Source organism: Ruegeria sp. C9 (assembly GCF_056537585.1).
On the sequence record NZ_JBQFRU010000002.1, the window covers coordinates 25,666 to 45,937 of the forward strand.

The 20,272-nt window shown below is 56.9% G+C and carries 21 protein-coding genes; 14 read left to right on the top strand and 7 right to left on the bottom strand.

Annotated elements, in window-relative coordinates; genetic code table 11:
- The first annotated feature begins 23 nt into the window (after positions 1-23).
- From ACR0NE_RS04245 to ACR0NE_RS04305, 13 genes are all read left to right on the top strand, one after another.
- Positions 24-1,316: a glutamine synthetase family protein gene (locus ACR0NE_RS04245; protein ID WP_170405351.1), complete on the top strand. Its 1,293-nt coding sequence runs from the start codon at positions 24-26 to the stop codon at positions 1,314-1,316.
- On the top strand, positions 1,316-1,582 hold the full coding sequence (locus tag ACR0NE_RS04250) for a EutN/CcmL family microcompartment protein (RefSeq protein ID WP_170393276.1): 267 nt from the start codon (positions 1,316-1,318) through the stop codon (positions 1,580-1,582). Before ACR0NE_RS04245 ends, ACR0NE_RS04250 begins: the two co-directional genes overlap by 1 nt.
- Positions 1,583-1,625: 43 nt before the next feature.
- Entirely contained in the window at positions 1,626-1,934 is a 309-nt protein-coding gene (locus ACR0NE_RS04255) for a BMC domain-containing protein (protein WP_170393275.1), read from the top strand.
- A 23-nt stretch (positions 1,935-1,957) separates the two neighbouring features.
- The gene (locus ACR0NE_RS04260) at positions 1,958-3,142 is read left to right on the top strand and encodes a hypothetical protein (RefSeq protein ID WP_170595808.1); all 1,185 of its coding nucleotides are present in this window, start codon (positions 1,958-1,960) and stop codon (positions 3,140-3,142) included.
- Complete coding sequence (locus ACR0NE_RS04265; protein WP_170465420.1) at positions 3,142-4,521, top strand: aldehyde dehydrogenase family protein; 1,380 nt, start codon at positions 3,142-3,144, stop codon at positions 4,519-4,521. Before ACR0NE_RS04260 ends, ACR0NE_RS04265 begins: the two co-directional genes overlap by 1 nt.
- Positions 4,518-5,141 (top strand): BMC domain-containing protein, encoded by a 624-nt coding sequence (locus ACR0NE_RS04270; protein ID WP_170393272.1) that lies wholly within the window; start codon positions 4,518-4,520, stop codon positions 5,139-5,141. The genes ACR0NE_RS04265 and ACR0NE_RS04270 overlap by 4 nt, the downstream gene beginning before the upstream one ends.
- Positions 5,141-6,322, top strand: coding sequence for a malate dehydrogenase (locus ACR0NE_RS04275; RefSeq protein ID WP_170595806.1), 1,182 nt, complete (start codon positions 5,141-5,143; stop codon positions 6,320-6,322). Before ACR0NE_RS04270 ends, ACR0NE_RS04275 begins: the two co-directional genes overlap by 1 nt.
- Positions 6,319-6,729 (top strand): Rid family hydrolase, encoded by a 411-nt coding sequence (locus tag ACR0NE_RS04280; RefSeq protein WP_170510692.1) that lies wholly within the window; start codon positions 6,319-6,321, stop codon positions 6,727-6,729. The genes ACR0NE_RS04275 and ACR0NE_RS04280 overlap by 4 nt, the downstream gene beginning before the upstream one ends.
- A 96-nt stretch (positions 6,730-6,825) precedes the next feature.
- Complete coding sequence (locus ACR0NE_RS04285; RefSeq protein WP_170510280.1) at positions 6,826-8,106, top strand: ABC transporter substrate-binding protein; 1,281 nt, start codon at positions 6,826-6,828, stop codon at positions 8,104-8,106.
- Between the two features lie 65 nt (positions 8,107-8,171).
- On the top strand, positions 8,172-9,023 hold the full coding sequence (locus tag ACR0NE_RS04290; RefSeq protein ID WP_170510277.1) for a branched-chain amino acid ABC transporter permease: 852 nt from the start codon (positions 8,172-8,174) through the stop codon (positions 9,021-9,023).
- A gap of 2 nt (positions 9,024-9,025) precedes the next feature.
- Positions 9,026-9,973: a branched-chain amino acid ABC transporter permease gene (locus ACR0NE_RS04295; RefSeq protein ID WP_170393268.1), complete on the top strand. Its 948-nt coding sequence runs from the start codon at positions 9,026-9,028 to the stop codon at positions 9,971-9,973.
- A complete protein-coding gene (locus ACR0NE_RS04300) occupies positions 9,970-10,701 on the top strand; it encodes an ABC transporter ATP-binding protein (protein WP_170393267.1) in 732 nt (243 codons plus the stop codon). The genes ACR0NE_RS04295 and ACR0NE_RS04300 overlap by 4 nt, the downstream gene beginning before the upstream one ends.
- A complete protein-coding gene (locus tag ACR0NE_RS04305) occupies positions 10,701-11,408 on the top strand; it encodes an ABC transporter ATP-binding protein (protein ID WP_170595804.1) in 708 nt (235 codons plus the stop codon). The genes ACR0NE_RS04300 and ACR0NE_RS04305 overlap by 1 nt, the downstream gene beginning before the upstream one ends.
- Positions 11,409-11,415: 7 nt before the next feature.
- Here the strand turns inward: ACR0NE_RS04305 and ACR0NE_RS04310 are convergent, their stop codons facing one another.
- From ACR0NE_RS04310 to ACR0NE_RS04330, 5 genes are all read right to left on the bottom strand, one after another.
- A complete protein-coding gene (locus ACR0NE_RS04310; RefSeq protein ID WP_255612112.1) occupies positions 11,416-12,168 on the bottom strand; it encodes an outer membrane protein in 753 nt (250 codons plus the stop codon).
- Positions 12,169-12,248: 80 nt separating this feature from the next.
- Positions 12,249-13,493, bottom strand: a complete 1,245-nt coding sequence (locus ACR0NE_RS04315) for a DUF3179 domain-containing (seleno)protein (protein WP_170595803.1) — start codon at positions 13,491-13,493, stop codon at positions 12,249-12,251.
- A gap of 45 nt (positions 13,494-13,538) precedes the next feature.
- Entirely contained in the window at positions 13,539-15,206 is a 1,668-nt protein-coding gene (locus ACR0NE_RS04320) for a sulfatase-like hydrolase/transferase (RefSeq protein WP_170421294.1), read from the bottom strand.
- Between the two features lie 99 nt (positions 15,207-15,305).
- Positions 15,306-16,946, bottom strand: coding sequence for a sulfatase-like hydrolase/transferase (locus ACR0NE_RS04325; RefSeq protein WP_170595801.1), 1,641 nt, complete (start codon positions 16,944-16,946; stop codon positions 15,306-15,308).
- Complete coding sequence (locus ACR0NE_RS04330; protein WP_170595799.1) at positions 16,943-17,221, bottom strand: hypothetical protein; 279 nt, start codon at positions 17,219-17,221, stop codon at positions 16,943-16,945. Before ACR0NE_RS04330 ends, ACR0NE_RS04325 begins: the two co-directional genes overlap by 4 nt.
- A 239-nt stretch (positions 17,222-17,460) precedes the next feature.
- Here ACR0NE_RS04330 and ACR0NE_RS04335 point away from each other — a divergent pair, with 239 nt between their 5' ends.
- Positions 17,461-18,678, top strand: a complete 1,218-nt coding sequence (locus ACR0NE_RS04335) for a tetratricopeptide repeat protein (RefSeq protein ID WP_480459370.1) — start codon at positions 17,461-17,463, stop codon at positions 18,676-18,678.
- 11 nt (positions 18,679-18,689) lie between these two features.
- Here ACR0NE_RS04335 and ACR0NE_RS04340 read toward each other — a convergent pair whose 3' ends face one another.
- Complete coding sequence (locus tag ACR0NE_RS04340; protein ID WP_170393260.1) at positions 18,690-19,304, bottom strand: TetR/AcrR family transcriptional regulator; 615 nt, start codon at positions 19,302-19,304, stop codon at positions 18,690-18,692.
- A gap of 83 nt (positions 19,305-19,387) precedes the next feature.
- Positions 19,388-20,257: a polyphosphate kinase 2 gene (gene ppk2 / locus ACR0NE_RS04345; protein ID WP_170595796.1), complete on the bottom strand. Its 870-nt coding sequence runs from the start codon at positions 20,255-20,257 to the stop codon at positions 19,388-19,390.
- Positions 20,258-20,272 lie beyond the last annotated feature (15 nt).

Genomic DNA, 20,272 nt, shown 5'->3' on the forward strand with positions numbered 1-20,272 from the left:
CAAAAAACAGGGAGAGCGCATCAATGAGTTCGGGATTTGATCTGCCCGAAGGCACGCACACCGTCATACTCGGTGTGGGTGACCTCAACGGCATCATGCGCGGCAAGCGCATTCCGGCCAGCCACTGGGACCACGTCTGCAAAAGCGGCAATGCGCTGTCGATTGCATTGATGGCGATCGATATGACGTGCGACGTCTGGGATACGCCTTATGTCAATTTCGACAACGGCTACCCCGATATGCACGTCTTCCCAATGACCCAGCCCGTCGCTGTGCCGTGGGAGCCAGGCGTCGCTGTTTGCTTTGGTCGGGCGGAAGGTATGGATCACAAGCCGGTTCCGATCGATCCGCGTCAGGCGTTGGTGCGTCAAGTTGAACGGGCCCGCGAAATGGGGTTCGAGGTCAATGTCGGTACTGAACTTGAATTCTATCTACTGGATCCGGAGACCGGACAGCCGCGCGATAGCGGGATCCAGGTCTACGGTCTGGGCCGTGCTGCGCGGATGGAGCACATCGTTGGGCCGATCCGCCAACAGATCAACGAGTGCGGTATTCCAATCGAGCAATCGAACCCCGAATACGCTGCGGGTCAGATTGAGGTGAATATCCGTTACGGCGAAGCGCTCGCAGCGGCAGATCGTGTCGTCTTGTTTAAGTCGCTGATCCGCCAGCTGGGCATCGCCCACGGCTATCTGGCAACCTTCATGCCAAAACCGTTCTTCGATCAGTCCGGCAACGGCTTCCACACACACTACTCTCTTTGGAAAGACGGCAAGAATGTCTTTGCCGATAACGGCAAGATAAACGATACTGGCAAATCCTTCATCGCCGGGCTGCAACAACGCATGTGCGAAACGGCAATCTGTGGCAGTGGCACCGTCAATGGTTATCGACGCCGTCAGCCTTATACTTTCTGCCCGATCAACACGAGCTGGGGTTATGACAACCGGACCGTTGGTATTCGGGTCATTGAAGGATCCGACAGCGCGGTGCGCGTAGAAAAACGTGACGCTGGTGCAGATGCCAATCCCTACCTTCTGCTGGCGGCCGAGATTGCAGCGGGGCTGGACGGGATCGAGCAGGGCCTGGCTCCGTCAGAGCCGACAACCGGCAACGGTTACGAAGAAGGGATCGGCGATCCGATCCCGACCGACTTGCCAACGGCGATCGAACTGGCGCGAGGATCCGAATGGCTTCGCGATCTCATGGGCGAAATGCTGTGGGAGCTGGTTCTGCAGCAGGCTGAGCGCGAGCTTGAATTCTTCAATCAACAGGTCACTCCGGTTGAGTTGGACCGTTACCTGAGGACCTTCTGATGCATTTGGGCAAGGTCGCCGGGACCGTCACAGCCACGGCCAAAGACGCAAAACTGGTCGGTACGAAACTGCTGGTGACGGATTTGGTCGATAGCAAAGGCAAGGTGATCGAACCGGCGCGGGTCGCCGTCGACACCTGCGGTGCCGGGGTGGGGGATACGGTTCTGCTGGTCAACGGCTCGGCGGCGCGTATGGCCGCCGGTCTGTCCACCGCGCCCGTCGATCTGGCGATCATCGCGATTGTGGATCGCGTGTCCACGACCTGAACCAAGAACACCAAACATCTAAATTTCTTTGGAGGAACTAAAAATGGCGAAACCAGTGGCGGGGCAAATGGCCCTGGGCATGATCGAAACGCGCGGACTGGTCGGCGCGATCGAAGCGGCAGATGCGATGGTCAAGGCGGCCAGCGTTTCGATTGTCGGCCAAACCAAGGCTGGCGGAGGCCTGGTCACCACCCTTGTGCGTGGTGAAGTCGGCGCAGTCAAAGCCGCCGCGGATGCAGGTGCGACAGCGGCAAATAAAGTTGGTGAAGTCGTATCCGTCCACGTGATCGCGCGCCCACATGATGAACTTGAGGCCATAATCGACAGCCTTGGTGCTGGCTCTGCGGCTTAATCCGTCTGTCTTGAGGAGACGCTATGTCAGCCGGTTTCGAGGAATTCACGCGTGCAGCGACACGTGGCTCAACCCGGGGTGCACCTGAACATCCCAAGCTCGACCGGATATCGGTGTTGGGCGGCGGGGCTGATGCACGCCTGTTGGCAGCTCTTTGCCTTGCCGAAGGGGCTGAGGTCACACTGTTTTCGGCCTATGGGGCCGAACTGTCGCTGTTGGCCCAGTCCTCGGGCATCTCGCTTCGGGGTGAGGGTCCGGTCGGGACCTATCAAGTCGATCGGGATGGGCCGTCGGTGCGCACAACTGCTGAGCTGGATGCAGCGGTGCGCGATGCACAGGTGATATTCCTGACCGGACCGCTTCACAAACAGCGCACGTATGCGATGGTGCTGGCCGATCACCTCAGCGACGGGCAAATCTTGGTCCTTGCGCCAGGACGATCTCTGGGGGCTGTGGAAACAGCCTGGTTGTTGCGTATCGGAGGCTGCGCGGCGGACGTCACGCTGGTCGAGGTTCAGGGTCTGCCATACTGGTTCCGTTCCGAGTGCGCAGCTTTGACGCTTTCGCAGGCGGCACCGATGGCTGCGGCAACCTTGCCGTGCGGTCGGGAAGAGGTTCTGGACGCCGTGTCCGCCTATTTGTCCAACGTTCAGGCGGTCGACTCGGTTTTGTCGTGCGGCTTCAACGATCTGTCGGCCGCAGTCGAGATACCTGCGCTGATCCTCGGCGGTGCCGCAATGGGGACAGGTGGTCCTGGCATTCCAATGGGTGGTGTTCCGCTTGAGGATAACCAGACCTTTGCGTCTCTGATTGGTCCGGACCAGACAGAGGTCATTCAGGGGCTTGCAGACGAACGGCGACGCATTGCTGCTGCGTTTGGAGTTCGCAACCTGCCGGAGACAGGGCAGTGGATAGCCACCTTTGCCGGCGCCGAACGTGGCTCGGGCGCGCGTCCGATCCCGGATCAGCAAACGTCGCGCAGTATGATGCGGGATGGCGTGTTGGGCTCGCTTGTACCTTTGGTCTCAGCGGGTGAGCTTGCGGGTATCCCGAGCCCGTTGACGAACAGCCTGATCGCGATGTCCGACCGAATTTTGGGGGCGGATGTGGCTGCCGCCGGACGGCGCCTCGAAGCCATAGGGGTTTCAGCGGGCGACGTTGATCAAGCGCGCCGTATCTTTGACACCATCGTCACCGGAGCTTCTTGATGGATGCAGATCTGAAATCAATCGCCGCCGCACGGCGTGCCGCAGATAGCGCTTTCGAGGCTTATCGCGCCTTTTTGGGCACTGACCCGGCGCAGGTAGACGCAATAGTCGACGCCATGGCGCGCGCCATCGAGCCCGAAGCCGAACGGCTGGGGCAAATGGCCGTCGAGGAAACCGGATATGGGAATGTGCCGGACAAGCGCGTCAAGAACCTGTTCAACGCGCTTTCAGTCGCGGATTATCTAAGAGATGTGACAACGCTGGGATTGCTTTGGCGCGATGATGCAACAAAGATCGCAGCCTTCGGTGAACCGATGGGCGTTGTGGCAGCTCTGATCCCGGTGACGAACCCCACTTCAACGATCATCTACAAAGTGCTTTCTGCGGTGAAGGCAGGCAATGCGATCGTGTGTGCGCCGCATCCGCGTGGTGTGAGTTGTGGCATCGAAACGGTGCGAATTATGGCGCGCGTGGCTGAACAAATGGGTGCGCCCAAGGGTCTAATCCAATGTCTGGATTCCGTGACAATTCAGGGCACAGCCGAGTTGATGAAACATCGCCGTACCTCGGTTGTGATGGCAACCGGTGGTCCGGCCATGGTCAAAGCGGCGTATTCCAGCGGCAAACCCACGCTCGCGGTCGGTGCGGGCAACGTGCCGTGTTACGTACACAAGTCGAAAGCACGCGATCTGGCGGAAGTCGCCGAGATGATCGTGACGTCGAAGAGCTTTGACTACGGGACCGCCTGCGTCAGTGAGCAGGCCGTCGTCGCTGATCCCGAGATCGCACGTGATTTGCGCCACGAGCTTAAATTGAAAGGTGCCTATTTCTGCACACCGGCCGAAGCGGATCGTCTTGCCGGGGTGATCTTCAAAGGCGTGCAGGCCATGGACCCTGAGAAGGTGGGGCAAAGCCCGCAGGCGCTGGCGGATGCTGCCGGTTTTTCCATCCCACCACGCACCCGGTGCCTTGTTTCGGAAGAGACAGAAGTAGGTTGGCAGCGCCCGCTGTCTGCAGAAAAGCTGAACCCCGTTCTGGCGTTCTACGCGGCGAAATCCACAGACCATGGGATCGAGCTGGCGCAATCCATCGCCAAGTTCGAAGGCTGGGGTCATTCCTCAGTCATCCATTCGGACGACCCTGAGATCGTGGCCCGTTTTGCCACCGTGCCGACGGGTCGGGTACTGGTGAATACACCGGGCATCATGGGCGGTATGGGATATTCGACTGATCTGGAACCATCCTTCATGCTGGGCACCGGGACGTGGTCAGGTTCGATCACTTCGGACAATGTGACGGCCCTGCATCTCATCAACATCAAACGGGTAGCCTATGAAAGCAGACCCTGGCGCGACATTTACGAGGAGTATGGCGCATGAGCGAGATTACCATCCGGGCGCTGATGCAGATCGACAACCTGCAACCAAAATTCGCCGCGTACAATGGCGCGACGGTGCAAGGGTCGGTGCCCTTGTCCGGGGATACGGTTTTGATCGGAGAGTTTGCGCCGGGTAACGGAGTATTCTCGCTGATCGACCGGGCGCTCAAGGCATCTTCGGTTGAGGCGACAACACAGATGGTCGAGCGCGAGTTCGGGTTCTTTATCCTGCGGTCTCCGTCGAATGCGGAGGTGTCCGCCGCGCGCGATGCGATGCTGGCCGAGCTCGGCGCAACAATGTCTGACCGGTTGAAACCGGCGATCAGTTCCACGCAGATTATCACCAGCGTCGAACCCTATCAGGCGCAACTGCTGAACAAATGGCGCAAGGGGGCTCTGATCGTTCCAGGGCAGACGCTGGGCATCGTCGAATGTGCCCCGGCTGCTTATATCTCGATTGCCGCGAATGAAGCGGAGAAGGCGGCAGAGATCGATATTGTCGAAGTGCGCGCCGTGGGGCGGTTTGGCCGCCTGTTCATCTCGGGGTCTGAAAACTCGGTCAAGACCGCCGTCGAGGCCGCAACCCGCGCGATAGAGGCGGTGGACGGGCAAGCCAACTGATGGCAGCGCCGCGCGTCATAGGTTCAGAGGCGGTCGAAGATGCCCGCCGTCGCGGTCGGATCGTGTTTGAAGTCCTGCCTGACGATATCGTGACGGCCTTGGCACGCGAAACTGCCGAGCGTGTTGGCATAAAGCTTGTCGACGGACCGCTGGAAAAGCCACAACCAACGCGTACAGACGCTGCTATTTCAATGCAGCGGGTGTTGTATCGCCGCTCGCCAAAATGGGTTGCTCCGGTGCGTGCGAAACACAAGGCTCGAAGGCTTGGCAAACTTGCCATGATCGGGGCAGGGGGCGTCGGGGGCAATGTGGCGCATCTGGCGGCGATGCAGGATATCGCGGATGAGATCGCGCTGATCGATATTGCGCCCGGAATGGCCGCTGCTACGGCGTTGGATCTGAACCACACGTCAGGCATCACCGGAGCGCGCGCCCGGTGCGTCGGCGGCGAGTCGTTAGATCTTGTAGCCGGGGCCGAAGTGATTGTGGTGACCGCAGGCCGTGCCCGGCGTCCGGGTATGAGCCGCGCGGATCTGATCGACGTGAATGCGCGCGTGATCCGCCAGGCCGCTGAGGCCCTACGCTCCGCTGCGCCTGATGCCATCGTCATCGTGGTGACCAATCCGCTTGACGAAATGACCGTAGAAATGCTGCGCGCAACCGGGTTCCCTCGTGAACGGGTGCTGGGAATGGCCGGTACGCTGGACAGCAGCCGGTTTCGCAACGCCCTTGCTATGGCTGCGGGAGTAGCGCCCGCTGATGTCGAGGCCTTCACGCTCGGAAGTCACGGGGACGAGATGGCCCCAATCCCAAGCCGGGCCAAAATTAAGGGCAGGGCATTGGATGTGTTATTATCGCCTGATCAGATTGAGGCTTGCGTTCAGGACGCCGTGACCGGCGGTGGGCAGGTAGTTGCCCTGAAGAAATCCGGTTCCGCAACCATAGCACCGGCGCACGCGTCGATCGAGTTGATCGACCATATCCGGGGCGCACGCACCGGCCCGGTTCCGGTCTCGGTCATGTTGCAGGGGGAATATGGCATCGATGGGGTTGTGCTTGGTGTTCCTGCCCATCTGGGGTCTTCCGGGTTGGTCGAAGTCGAGGAGTTGCGGCTGACCGATCAAGAACAAGCAGCCTTGCAGAAAGCGGCGGATGCCATCCGATCGAGGTTAGGCCTGTGACCCTCCGCATCTGGAAGTCAGGCGGGCGGTTCGAAGAAGTTGCGTCTTATTCCCGCGCAAAGCGCATCGGTCCCTTCGTTTGGGTCGCAGGGACCACAGCGATCGAACCCAGCGGGCGTATTCATGCGCCAGGAGATGTGGGAGCCCAGACAAAATACATTCTGTCCCGTATAGAAGAGGCGCTTAAGGCCGTCGGTGCCGAGATGCGCCATGTTGGCCGGGTCCGCGCATATCTGACCGATCTGTCGTGCGCGGGTGAATTCGCGAGCGTTCACGGAGAGGTATTTAAGGATATTGATCCTGTTCTGACAGCCGTTCAAGCGGGGCTGACGCAACCCGGATTGACGGTGGAAATAGATGTGGATGCGGTAATTCACGACGAAAACGGCGAAATCAGCGGAATCTGAACATGAGTCACCAAGAAAGGATTTGATCGAACTATCGTCTTGTGTACTGTATACAGAATACAAGAAGGGCACAATAAGACACAGGGAGCTAATGTGATGATCAAGACAGCGCTACTCAGCGGAACATGTATCGCGCTTGTGGCCTCGGCGGCCGCAGCTGAAATCAAGGTGGGCTTTATTGGATCTCTTTCCTCAGACACCGGTCTGTCGACGCTGCGTGGTGCAGAGATCGCGATTGAAGAGCTTAATGCGAATGGCGGCGTTATGGGGGAACAGATCACGCTGGTGTCCGCCGACACTGGGCAGGACCCGACCGAAGGGGTGCGGGCCTATGAATACTTGGCGGAAACCGAAGAAGTGGATTTCATCATCTCAGGCTCTATCGATGATGTTTCGCTGGGCTGGCTGCCGCGAATGCAGGAATACCGAATTCCGACGCTGGACACGTGGACGTCATATATCGGCATCATCGACATGGTGGTCGAAGATCCCGAAAGCATGGCACCATATTTCATGAACATCGCTTCAGACGAGGCTCTTGCCACGCTTTATATCAATTTCGGCGCGGATGTTCTGAAGGAAAAGATGGGTTGGGACTCCGTTGTCATTCTGGCTGAGGATACGGCATTTGGCGAAGCGATCACCGGATTGGTGACCGAGGCGCTTGCGCCGGTTGCGGGGATCGAGGTCAAGGACATCATCACCTATGACGTAGCCACCGTTGATTTCGCGCCGATTTTCAGCCGGGCGCAGGATACCGGGGCTGACTTTATCTATCAGGTCTCATCCGTAAATTCGCAGGTGGTTTCGTCGCAATATGTCAAACTGCAGGTGCCCATGGCGATGACAGGGGTGAACGTAGCCGCATTAGGTATGGAATATTGGGAAGACACCGGCGGAGCCGGTGGCGGCATCTCGACCCTGTCACCGATCCCTTCCGTGGGATTCAAGCTGGATCCGGCCAGTCAGGCCTTTGTTGATACCTATCAGGCCAAGTATGACAGCCGCCCACTGCTGCCGCATTTCAATGGTTTCAACGCCTACCACGGTCTGAAACAGGCTATGGCTGCCGCGGAAGAGGCGGGTGGCTTCGACAATGTCGAAGGCTGGGCCGACGCAATGAAGAAGCAGGATCTGGTTCTTGAGATGGATGGTCAGCTTTGGCTGCGCTACGCCTTCTGGGGCGATGATGAGGTCGAGCCTGTGACAGGCCGCACCTATCCTCACAACATTCGCTTTGATCTGTCCGAGCCGTTTGATGATGCGGCCCCGTCGATGGTCGTTGTTCAGTGGTATGAAGACGGCACTGCCGCAGTTGTGTACCCCGAGAAATACGCGACGGGCGAGTTCACGCTGCCCAGCTGGGTAAAGCCATAAACCTGCCCAAACCATAGCTCGAAACGGGTGCGCGGCAACGCGCACCCGCAGCCAAGGATCCATTTATGTTGCAGATACTGATTCAGGGGCTTTTGCTCAGCGGTCTCTACGCGCTTATAGCAATGGGGTTTACGCTGATCTTCAGCATAGGCCGCGTTCTGAATCTCGCCTATGGCGCCTATCTGATGGTCGGCGGCTACATTTACTTCTGGATATCGCAATCACTTGGAATGCCTAAGCTTATGGGGGTTGCCGTGGCCGCCGCGCTGGGTGTGCTGATGGGAGTTCTGAAGTACCGTTTGATTGTCAAAACGCTCAAAGGGGATCACGTGGCTGTCGAGATTTCGACGCTGATCCTTGCGGTCGTCATTCAGGCCGGGATCGTTTTGGTCTTTGGCGACAGCAGCAAAATCCTTTTGCCGATTGTTCCCGGGGTGATCAATGTGGCCGGGGCCTCGGTCACGTATAACATCCTGATCGCAACCCTTATTAGCTGGGCAATTCTGCTTGGGCTCTATGCCTTTGTGCGGCTCACACATACCGGACGGGCGATGCAGGCGGTGTCGATGGATGCTAAAGGCGCTGCAATTTCCGGGATCGATCCGGATCGCATCAATCTGATCACCTGGGGTATCTCTGGCGCATTGGGCGCAATCGGAGGCGTCTTCTTTGCCAGCTACACTCAGCTATCGCCATCCATGTGGGTGGCTCCGCTAATCATTTCGGTGGCTGTGGTTATCGTTGGCGGGATCGGCTCGATTCTGGGCACTTTGGTGGTGGCGCATATTGTGGGCTTCCTCGAAGTCATCGTTGTGGCGACGCTTGCACCTGAGTTGCGCGGTGTTTTCACGATGCTGTTGATCATCGGGGTGCTGGTCACGCGACCGCAGGGCCTGTTCGGCCGAGAGGAGCTGTGACGATGGGGCTACGCTGGTTTCACTTTGCACTCTGGGGTGGCTTGATCGTCGGAATGTTCCTGCTTCCGCAATTCGTCTCGAACGGGACGATGCGCACGATGATATTTGCCAACTATTTGGCCATCTTTGCCATCAGTTGGGACGTGCTGTCTGGCCGAACAGGGTATGTGAGCTTTGGTCATCCGTTCCTGATCGGTATCGGGGCCTATACCACGGCAATCCTGACCAAGCGCTTTGACGTCGCTGTCGAAATCTCGATCCCGATCGCCGTGCTTGTCACCATGATCGCGGGCCTATTGGTGCTGCTACCAGCGCTGCGTATCCGTGGAAGTTATTTTGCGCTCGTCACGCTGGCGTTCATGGAGTTGCTCTACCAACTGGTCCAGGTCATTCGCCCGGATCTGACTGGCGGAACGCGCGGCATGTCGGGCATTCAAACGCTGACACGCGGCGCGGCCAACGGGTATTACCTGTCCACGACGCTGATGCTGGCGATCGCCGTCAGCATGTGGTTGCTGATGAAGACGCGGCTTGGAACGGCCTTGTCTGCCATCGGTATGAACGAAGAAAGTGTGCGCGGTTCGGGTCTCAGTACCACACGCCTCAAGGCTTTTGCCTTTCTGACAAGTGCGATGATCGCGGGCTTGGGTGGTGCCTTCTACGTTCACTATTTGGGATCGCTCGCGCCGCGTGCGTTGTTTGATATTAACTTCCTGTTCACAATTATCGTTGCGGCACTTCTGGGCGGAACCTCGACCATCATCGGCCCCATGATCGGCGCGTTCTTCATGACATTCCTGTTGGAGTATCTGCGACCGGTCCTTCCTGGCGCCGAACGGTATTTCGTCTACGGAGCCATAGCGCTGCTCCTCTACATGTATCAGCCGAAAGGCATTGTTGAGCTGGTTCGGCGTGGTTTCAAAGGCCTGGGCAAGGGGCGGACGACATGAGCGTGGCGTTACAGGTTTCAGGTCTGGTAAAACGTTTCGGCGGATTAGTCGCGACGAATGATCTTTCGTTCTCTCTCAAAGAGGGCGAGTCGCTTGGCTTGATCGGTCCCAACGGGGCAGGCAAGACGACCGTGTTCAGCCAGATCATGGGTGAGCTGCGGCAAAACGGCGGAACGATCGAACTGTTCGGGCAGGAGATTTCGACACTGTCGACGCCACAACGCATTCGGGCCGGGGTCAGCCGAACCTATCAGATCCCGCGCCCGTTTGGTGATATGAGCGTTGCCGAAAATATCCGGGTTGGCCTAATGCCCGACAATATCTGGCAGATGATCGTTTCACCCCCGGATAAAGAACGTGAGCGAGAGCTTGCGCTCAGCGTCGGGTTTACAGAAGCGGACTTGAAACGCGCGCCGACAGAACTTGCCATGGGTGATCTGCGTAAACTTGAGATGGCGCGCACAATGGCAACTGCGCCCAAGGTGATGCTGCTGGATGAGGTGTTTGCGGGTCTCACCACAGGAGAGATCGCCCAAATCTCTGATCTCATTCAGTCGATGCGCAAAGATGGGATGACTTTTCTGATCGTCAGCCATGATTTGCCTGCGCTTGAGCCATTGGTCGACCGTGCGATCGCCATTGAACGGGGCACCATGATTGCCGAGGGCTCGTTCAGCGAAGTCATGAACGACAAGGCTGTTCAGGCCTCGTATCTGGGGGGCGCGTAATGTCGTATCTGGAAATCGAAAACCTGTCGGCATTCTATGGCAAGGCGCAAGCGCTGACCGACATCTCGATCACCGTCCAACCCGGTGAGATTGTCGCTGTGGTGGGTCCAAATGGGGCTGGAAAATCGACCTTGCTGGACAGCATCATGGGGCTAGTCAAAATCGAGGGCGATATCCGGCTCAGGGGGCACAGCCTTGCCGCTCGGACGCCTTCCGAAATTGTACGACATGGCGTGGGTTATGCTCCCGAACGCTTTAACCTGTTTCCCTATATGTCGGTGCGTGACAACCTAATGGTCGGTGCCTTCACGGCCCGCGAAGACATCCAGAGCAATCTGGCAATGGTACACAGTCTGTTCCCGCGTCTCGAAGAGAGGGAAGGGCAGGAGACCTCGACCCAGTCGGGCGGGGAACGTCAGATGGTCTCGTTCGGACGCGCGCTGATGACCAGCCCCGAGCTGTTGCTCGTCGACGAACCGACGATTGGTCTGGCCCCAAAAATCTGTCACGAAATCGCCGAGGTGGTGCGCAAGCTCAACAAGGAATACGGGCTGACGGTTGTGATCACCGAGCAAAACGCCAACTTCGCGCTTTCGCTGGCGAGCCGGATTTACGTGCTCGAGTCAGGACGCATGCAGACATCAGGCACCGTAGACGAGTTGCGGAATGATAAGCGATTGCTCGAGGCTTACTTTGGCGGTCACTAAGAGCCGCTCAAAAGCGGTAAGTCGCGCCAATCAGTGGACCGGATTGGTCGAACTTGAAATCGTTTCCGTCGATGTCGTGGTCGAATGAGATATAGCGGTATCCACCGCGGATCAGCCAACGATCATTAATCGCGTAGTCGGCTGTCAGCAGAACCTGCCATGTCTCGCTGCCACTGCGGAAGCCGCCATAGTCTACAAACCCAGTTCCTGACCATTTGTCCGAGAACTTGACGCGTGCGCGGGCCCCGATCACGGGATCGGTCCAGCTTGAATCAACCGTTGTTCGACGGCCGGGGGCCGCGCCTGGTTGCAATTCAAAGTCGGTTTCCGTGCTGAACCACCTGAATCCACCGACAATATCCACATTCGCGGTTTGATCCTCGTAGACCCTATAGCCGACATAGCCGCTGAGAAATTGCGTGGTAAAGGATGTGTCCAAGCCTGAGCTGGCAGGGCCGGGAGTGTCACTGCTGAAAGACAGATTGGTATAGTTATAGTCGGCCAACAGGGACCACCGGCCATTTGTGGCGGCAAACGCGGCCATGAAGGCAAAATCGAGATTGTCCAACGCATCGGAAAAACTCAGGGTGCCATCCAGTGTACCCATCGGTGTGCTGAGTGAGGTCTCAGTTTCCGGCATGAAAAGATAGATTGAGGCCTCATATGACCAGTCCGACTGTTGGGCCAAGGCCATTGGTGCCATCGAACCTGCCATTGCGAGGCCAAGCGCCAATCCTGTCCACTTTACTGTCACATCCATTTTCCGTCTCCCGCCAAGAACCTTGAATTGATTTCTATTGTCGCCTCATGCCAACCTAGCCAGGTGCATTGTTCGTTCTTTCATGCTGCCACGTCTTCGGATTTGCCTGCGCCGTCACCGACACGATTGATATCGGTGCTGGGAAAAAACTCGGACCAGACATGCCAGAACACGCCTGCGCGCAGGGTTTCGACCCGTTGTAGTTGGCCCTGATCAGACATTCCCCAAAAGTCACATTGGGTCACGGGGTGACCGCTGTCATTGTACCAAACGCCCAAGCTTTCAAATTTTGGATCGAGGCTGACGACGATATCCCGCCCGCCGACACGCGCGTTGACGATCCAATCGTTGTCGACAACGAAATCGTCGGTCCAGCAGGTGGCATCCTGTCCGATTGTGATCCCCCAGACATAGGTCTTGTTGGGTAATCGGTCATCCGATCGATCCATGTTGTCCATAACAGGAGCGTCCTCCTGATGCTGGCGGCCAATGCCCCAGCCGAACGTGATCTCGGTCATCATGTCCAGCAGCCGCAGCAAGGGGTTTGGGGAGGGTTTGTTCAAAAACACCTCTCCATCCGGGAAAGCCTTTTGAAATCCACGGAAAGTCATCCGATAGGTTGGCCAGGGTGTCATCTGCGCTTCGGGCCGTAGAGGGCAGGCGAGGCCGTTTGCATTTGTGTCACGATCCGCTTCGCGAAAGCCGTATATGTGCTGGATGGGCTCACCGGTGTCATTATCACGCAAGATCAGGTTGTTGCCGTGCTGGGCAAGAACCTCAAGGTTCAGTCGTTTGCCTTCGATGCTTGGCGCATAGCCCTGACCGAGATTGGCCATGGCGCAATAGGTCATCACGACGTCTTCGCCGCCCAGCCCTTTGTCGTCGCCCGCCAAATGTGGGCGCATGATTTGTGCATCAGGATGGGCGCGGGCATGGCCTTCATTTTCAATCACCATCACGGGGGCAGTCGGCCCGACATATTTGCGGGCCTCGTCGATGGGAAAATACTGCGCGTCATTTAGCTGATTCCTCAGACCTAGATGAACCCAGACATAGGGAAAGCCATAGAGAAGTAGAACAAGTAAAGCGGCAATGAGCCACAGCCAGAACGGCCCGGCTCCCAAGGCGAAATGCGCGAGCGTTGCGAGAGCAAATGCGCCCAACCCGATGGCAATCAAGCGGTATTCATTGCGGATGAAACGCACCATATTCTCGCGCTTTACCTTCAACAGCATCTGGGACACGTCGCCCAAATCACGGAAGTAGATGAACCCGATCCCAAGTGATCCGATTAAACCCAGTGCGAATAGGAGTAATCCAAGCATGTGATGATCCTAGAAACTTGAGTGAATGACGACGGCGACACCGTGCTATTGCTGCGGGGATTGGCTTTTGATCAGGAAAGCCTCGACCGCTTGTTGGGTTTCGGGGCGCAGGTTCTCGATCCCTTCATAGGGCACGCCATACGCGGGTGGCGTGTCGGGGAATTTCTCTTTGCGGGCCATGTGTCGGCCAAGGATGCGTGCGAATTCCTGCCCGCCCCAGGCGCCAACCTCGGTCGAGACTGAATATTCCTCGCGCGTGTCCCGGTAGAGATCAAAGAACTTTGCCAGAATAGCGCTTTCCCCGGCTCCCGGCAGTTTGAGCTTAAGCTGGTCCTTCACGATCGCCTCGGGTTTGTTCACCGAATAGATGATCACGTGATCTCTGCGCGCTTTGGCTTCGTCCGCAAACAATAGCGCTGCGGATTGATCGACGCCATCCACCAGACGATCTCGCGGGATGTATTGCTCGGCCCCCGCAAAACGTGAAAGCGTTGTATAAAGGTCCGAAACGTGAATGATGCTGTTCAGCAAACCATCTGCCTGAATCATCCCCGGCCAGCGAATAAAGGCGTCTACCCGAACGCCGCCCTCAGTCGTATCCCCTTTGCCACCAGCATATATCATCGGAGTATAGCCCGATTGCGGGGCGTATTTGGTAAAGTGGCCGTTGTCCCCCATAACGATGACGATGGTATTCTCGCTGACCCCCAACTCTGCCATGCTGGCGAACAAATCACCCAGCCATTGATCCAAAAGTTGCATCTTGTCGACATAGAGACCGCCATTCGCGCTTTCGGGACCAGAACGTCCGGCGCGGGTATTATCCAGAGGGATCATCGGCCAATACTGCAGGAAAAAGGGGGTATCGTCGCTGGCAAGACGTTCAAGCTCTGACAAGGTTTTGTCCTGAAAGGCCTGGTTCATCTCATCGTATTTGGCCGCATTCCAGCGCTCACCTGACTCCATCCGAATTTCGCGAATTGGACCGCCCGTTTCGCCTTCGATGACGGTCATCATCGCTGAGGCGTCCGGCCTGAACCAACCGTCCAGCGTGTATTTGTCATCATAATCTCTGATCGCGACCGAGACCTGCTCTTTGATTGCATCATCATTGAAAATCGTCAGCTGACCCTGCTGGTGAATGGCGTGTTGCGCATAGTCAAAGCCTTGGTTCATCGCCCAACTTTCCGCGATATCTCCCATGTGCCACTTGCCAACATGGCTGGTTGCGTAACCAACCTGTTTCAGCACTTCGGCCAACGTCACTTCTGCCCCCGGCAGGCCAAAGCCGGCAATATCAACGGTGGTATCACCCATTCCCATGCGTACAGGCAGCCGCCCTGTCATTTGGGCGACGCGAGTAGGGGTGCAAGAGGGTTCGGTATACATCCGAACCATGCGCATCGCGTCGTCGGAGAAATCGTTGATATTCGGCGTCGAATAACCCCGAACGGCGTTCAACTCGGGTATCCCCATGTCGCCGAATCCCAGATCATCGATCAGAACGCTGATGATGTTCGGTGGCTTACCGTTGTTGCCTTCGCGAAATGCAGCCAGGGCTTCATCCACAGCCATATCATCCTGGGCCCATTGCTCTGCGCGCTGTGCTTGCAAGATATAGAATTCGGCATCGTGTTGGATTGGGTTTTCTTGCGCGAACGTGCTGCGCGCGGCAAGGCCGACGAATAAAACCAATACCCCTGAAATCTTCATTCGATATCCCCCGATCATGTACTGGGCGGAACGCAAACACCCCTGCCGCCGATTTCACATTAAAACATTATCATATTTAAACAGGAATTTCTGTAGCCTTCACTGCTGCCAGCTGGTGAACACATCGCGAGCCAGTTCAGATTCCGGGCGCAGGTTGTCGATGCCCTCGTAGGGGATGCCGCGCCCGATTTCGGAATGCGGGTGTTTCGCGATCATCTTCTGATGGCGTTTGATCATGTCCTGAAACGACGCTCCGGCCCAAAGTGAGTAACCGACCAAAGGGTGCAGTTCGCGTGGATCACGATAGATGTTGAAGGTCGGGGCCGCCGCTCCGGGTTGGCCGGGCGCGGGCAGGTGCATTTTGAATTCCTGCTTGACCACCGAGCGCAAAACCGGGCCTTCATAGACATATACATAATCGCGGCGACCGTTGCCTTCACCGTTCAGCAGCAGGGCGGTCTGATCGACACCATCGATGATGCGGTCGCGCGGGATATGATCAGTCGCGCCTGCGATCCGAGCCATTGTGGTATAGATATCAGACACATGAAAGATATCTCCGGCGGCGCTGTCAGCCTCGATTACTCCGGGCCAGCGAATGAATGCATCCGTGCGTACGCCACCTTCCAGATGTTGGGTCTTACCGCCACGATAGATCAGTTGATTGAGCCCCGAAGTTCCTTCGTAGTGGTACATCAGTCCATTGTCGGCCATCAAAACCACAACCGTGTTGTCGGCTTCTCCGGTTTCTTCGAGCTTGACCAGCAGGTCACCGATCCAGCCATCCAGTAGTTGCAGTTTGTCAGCATGAAACCCGCCGTTGCGAGAGATTGCGTTCTCGGCATAAACGAAATTCAGCGGGTAGAGCGGCCAATATTGCAGGAAAAACGGTTCTTCCTCGGCTGCGGCACGCTCCAATTGCTCAAGAGCCTGGCGCTGATACCTCTCGTTCATGGCTTCATACTTGGCTTGGGTCCAGACCTCGCCCGGTGACATATCCACCTCTCGAGCGGTGCCGCCTGCTTCTGCCTCGACACCGGTCACCAGCCCGTAGGGTTTGAAACGCTCATCCAGCAGAAACTGATTGTTCTGCCCCTCGGGCACGTATCCAAGCATGTTATTCGCGCGCATCGCCTCGGGGGTCATGAGGCTCAGTTGAACTTGTTGATGTAGGGGGAAGGCAGCCCAGTCGAAACCTTGATTATGGGGGTAGGCCTGTTCGATATCACCTTGGTGCCATTTGCCGACATGCACGGTGTTGTAGCCAACTTCTTTCAGGATCTCGGGCAGGGTCACCTCGCTGGCTGGAAGGCCTTCGCCTACCAGAGCCACTTTGACTTCTGTCACACCGGCACGCACCGGATGTCGCCCCGTCAGCATTGCCGTGCGGGTCGGCGTGCACGAGGGTTCCGTGTACATTCGCATCAGCGACAAACCTTCGGTGGCGAACTGGTTGATGCTGGGCGTTTCGATGCCCATGACGTAGTTCATCTTGCGATCACCCATCTGACCAAAGCTGATGTCGTCGATCAGGATGTACAGGATATTGGGTGGTTTGCCCCCGTTTGCGTCGCGGATTTCGGCCAGTTTCGCGTCAATCTCAATGTCCTGGGCATCCCAGACCGCGCCGAACTGGGCACGCAGAAATTCGAACTCACCATCGTGAATAATCGGGTTCTGTTGGGCATATGCCGAACCTGCAGTGAGGATTAGCGCGGGCAAAATGTGTTTCAGGGTCATTTCAAGCCTTTCGTTTTATCCATATGCCCAAGCGTACCCGGAACGTCTGACAGCTTTGCTTCGATAGAGCTTCGCAAATCAGAAACGGTTTCCGCCAAATCCGCGAGGTACCGAGGGCGAAAGCCCGTGTCGGAAAGAGGAGACTGTGCCAGCTCGGTCATCATCTCCTGATAATCGAGGCAAATCCGGTCGAACTCACTGTCTTGGGCGCGCATGTTTCGCAGCAGAACGGAGGTTCCCGGGAATTGTGCGTCAAAGAAGTCTTCTTCGTCCATCCGCGTTGCCTTCGTGGAAATTGCTCATAAAGCATGCATTCCCTAGAATATGACTTGAACGTATTAAGCCGCATGCTACCGTAGCACCATGGGGTCAAGCCATTGTCATGAAAGGATAGTTCTTGACTGCCCAGGCGAATAACAAACAACGTGACACAGCGCTTTCTTTCTCAGATGAGGAGGTGCGAAGTGCTCTTGAGCGGGTATTGAACTCAGGTGGCTTCAAAGGATCTGCCCGAATGCGGGCCTTTCTTAGCTATGTCGTGACCGAAGCGCTTGCGGGCCGCACGGATGAGATCCGCGCCAAGACCATTGCCATGGATGTTTATGGTTACAGCGCCGACGACTTGACCAAGCGGGAAGGGGTTGTGCGCGTTGATGCGGGTCGTGTCAGGCGAAAGCTAAAAGCTTACTACGGAGGTGATGGCGAAGCTGATCCTGTAGTGATTTCACTGCCTGTCGGTAGCTATGCACCCGAATTTACGCTGGGGAGTTCGCAAGCCCAGAACCCACAGGGCATTCGGCGAAGCGCGTTGGTCATCGCGTTCTTTCTGGCTTTGATTGGCTTAGGCATCTGGATATCAGGCTATTACTCAAAGAATGAGCCTCGCAGCGCTGTGGGCCGAGGGCAAAGCGCGATTTATGACGTATCTCCCGCGCGGGTAGAAGCGATAAACCTTTGCAGTGCTGGCCGCGATGTGATGTTCCCCGTCGTTGACCTATCGCGCCTGCAACCGGCTTTGCTGATTTTTGAGACGGCGATTGAACGAGATCCACTCTTTTTCTGCGGCTATGCCGGAGCGGCACAGGTCGAGACCATGCTGGCCATTTTGTTGTTCTTTGAACCGGATGCAGAAAAGTATTTGAGGTCTGCCGATGAAAAAAGCGCCCATGCGATGGATATCGCACCTGATGAGGCCTGGGCGCTTTCGGCGCGGGCCTGGCTGGAATTTGCACTGGGCAATTACGATCGGGCATCGGCCCTGTCTCGCAGAGCCGTTGATCTGGCCCCGACCGATCCGCATGTTGCTGAGTTCGATGCGCTTATTTCACTCTATACTCTGAATTTCGAGCGGATCCTGGCGCAATCTGAATGGTATGAAGAGCTTGCGGAACGCAGCGGCGGGCTTGTCTTTGGCAATGTACTGGGGTCTGCGCATTTTCATACCGAAGACTATGCAGCGGCGATCCGAACTTACGAGGACACGATCGAGCGCGGAGGACCATTTGGGCCGATATCAGCGGCCTATCTGATGGCCGCGCATTGGAACAATGGCGAACAAGTCGAGGCACGGCGTCTCGCCAATGTTTACCAGAAAACTTGGCCTGGTTTTCCGCTGGAGGACCTGAAACGCCGCGTATTCAAAGAGTCGCAACCCGTTGATGCGCTTATTGCAGGGGTCAGGGCAGCGGGAGTCCCGTTGATCGACGGCGAGACCGCCCGCGAAAGCGATTGACTGGCAGGGTCTTATTCGTCCTGTGCGACCAGACCCAGACCGCGCAGATAGATTCCAATTCCGCTCTCCAGAAGGTCTTCAGGCGGGAAGGGGGAACTTGCGCCGGTATTGCGTGCGAAAAGTTCGACAACACCATGGCTCATGGCCCAGATATGGGCGCTGAACATCGAAGCGGGCGGACGCTTCTCCGGCGGAATATGCTGCGACAGATCGCTGGCGGCCTTTTCAAGTACGTTTTTGGCCCGGTTCGCGGCCAGCGCCAGTTCCGGTGTACGATTGATCGAAATCCCGCTTTCGAACATCGCGATATAATAGCCGGGGTGCTTGCGGGCGAAGGCAAGATAGGCGCGGCCCGTGGCCTCAAACGCCGCAAGTGCCGAGGGTTGCCCTTTGTCATAGGCAAATTGCATCAGGTCGGCGAACATCTCAAACCCCTGACGGGCAGCCTCGGCGATCAGGTCCTCACGCCCTTCGAAATGGCGATAGACGGCTGCGGGAGTGACCCCAGCAGTCTTTGCGGCCTCTGACAATGTAAAACCGGTCGGTCCCTTCTGTTCGATCAGGGACAAGGCGGCCTCCATCAAGGCTTGCTTTAGGTTTCCGTGGTGATATCCGCGTTTCGTCATCCCGGCCTCAGGCGCGTTTTATTGTATATATGCAGCGGTCAGGGCCTAATCCAGCGTAGGCTGAGCAGAGTGTTGCAATTAGCTTATGCATCCCAGATTTCCGGACCACCACTGATCTTTTCATCCGGCATGCCCACCACTTCCAGGTTTTTGCCTTCGTAGTCCAGTTGGCTTAGCACGGTGCGAATGGCTGCCAACCGGGCGCGTTTCTTGTCATCTGATCGAATGATCGTCCAAGGGCAGTTTTCGGAATGGCTTCGTGTAAGGGTTTCGGTAATCGACTGGCTGTATTCGTCCCATTTGTGTAGGCCTGCGATGTCGATCGGGCTGAGTTTCCACTGCTTCAGAGGGTCGGTTTCGCGGGCAAGAAAGCGGTTAAGCTGCTCGGCGCGCCCGACATTCAGCCAGAACTTGAAGATATGTATGCCATCATTGCTAAAACCGGTTTCCAAGGGCAGGACCTGCCTGAAAAACCGTTCACGCTCTTCCGTCGTGCAGAAGCCAAAGACATTTTCGACAACGCCCCGATTATACCAACTGCGATCAAAAAACACGATTTCACCGGCCGATGGGAGATGAGAGATATAGCGTTGGAAATACCATTGGCTGCGTTCTGCGTCCGAGGGTTTGCTGAGCGCCACGTTCCGCGCGCCCCTCGGGTTCAAATTCTCGCGGAACCGTTTGATGGTTCCGCCTTTGCCAGCGGCGTCACGGCCCTCGAACAGGATAGCGATGCGCTGGTCGTTCTCCTTGACCCATCGCTGCATCTTGACCAGCTCAATCTGCAGACCTTCCATCTGTTGATCGTATTCCTTGCCTTTAAGCTTTTTGGAGTAGGGGTAGGTCGGGTTCAGAATTTCACCCTTCTTGGCCTCTTCAATAGCCGAGCGTATGGGTCTTGGGGCGTGGTTGTGAAAATAGTTCTCGATAGTGTCCGGGTCTGATTGGGTCATGCACGCCTCGCCATA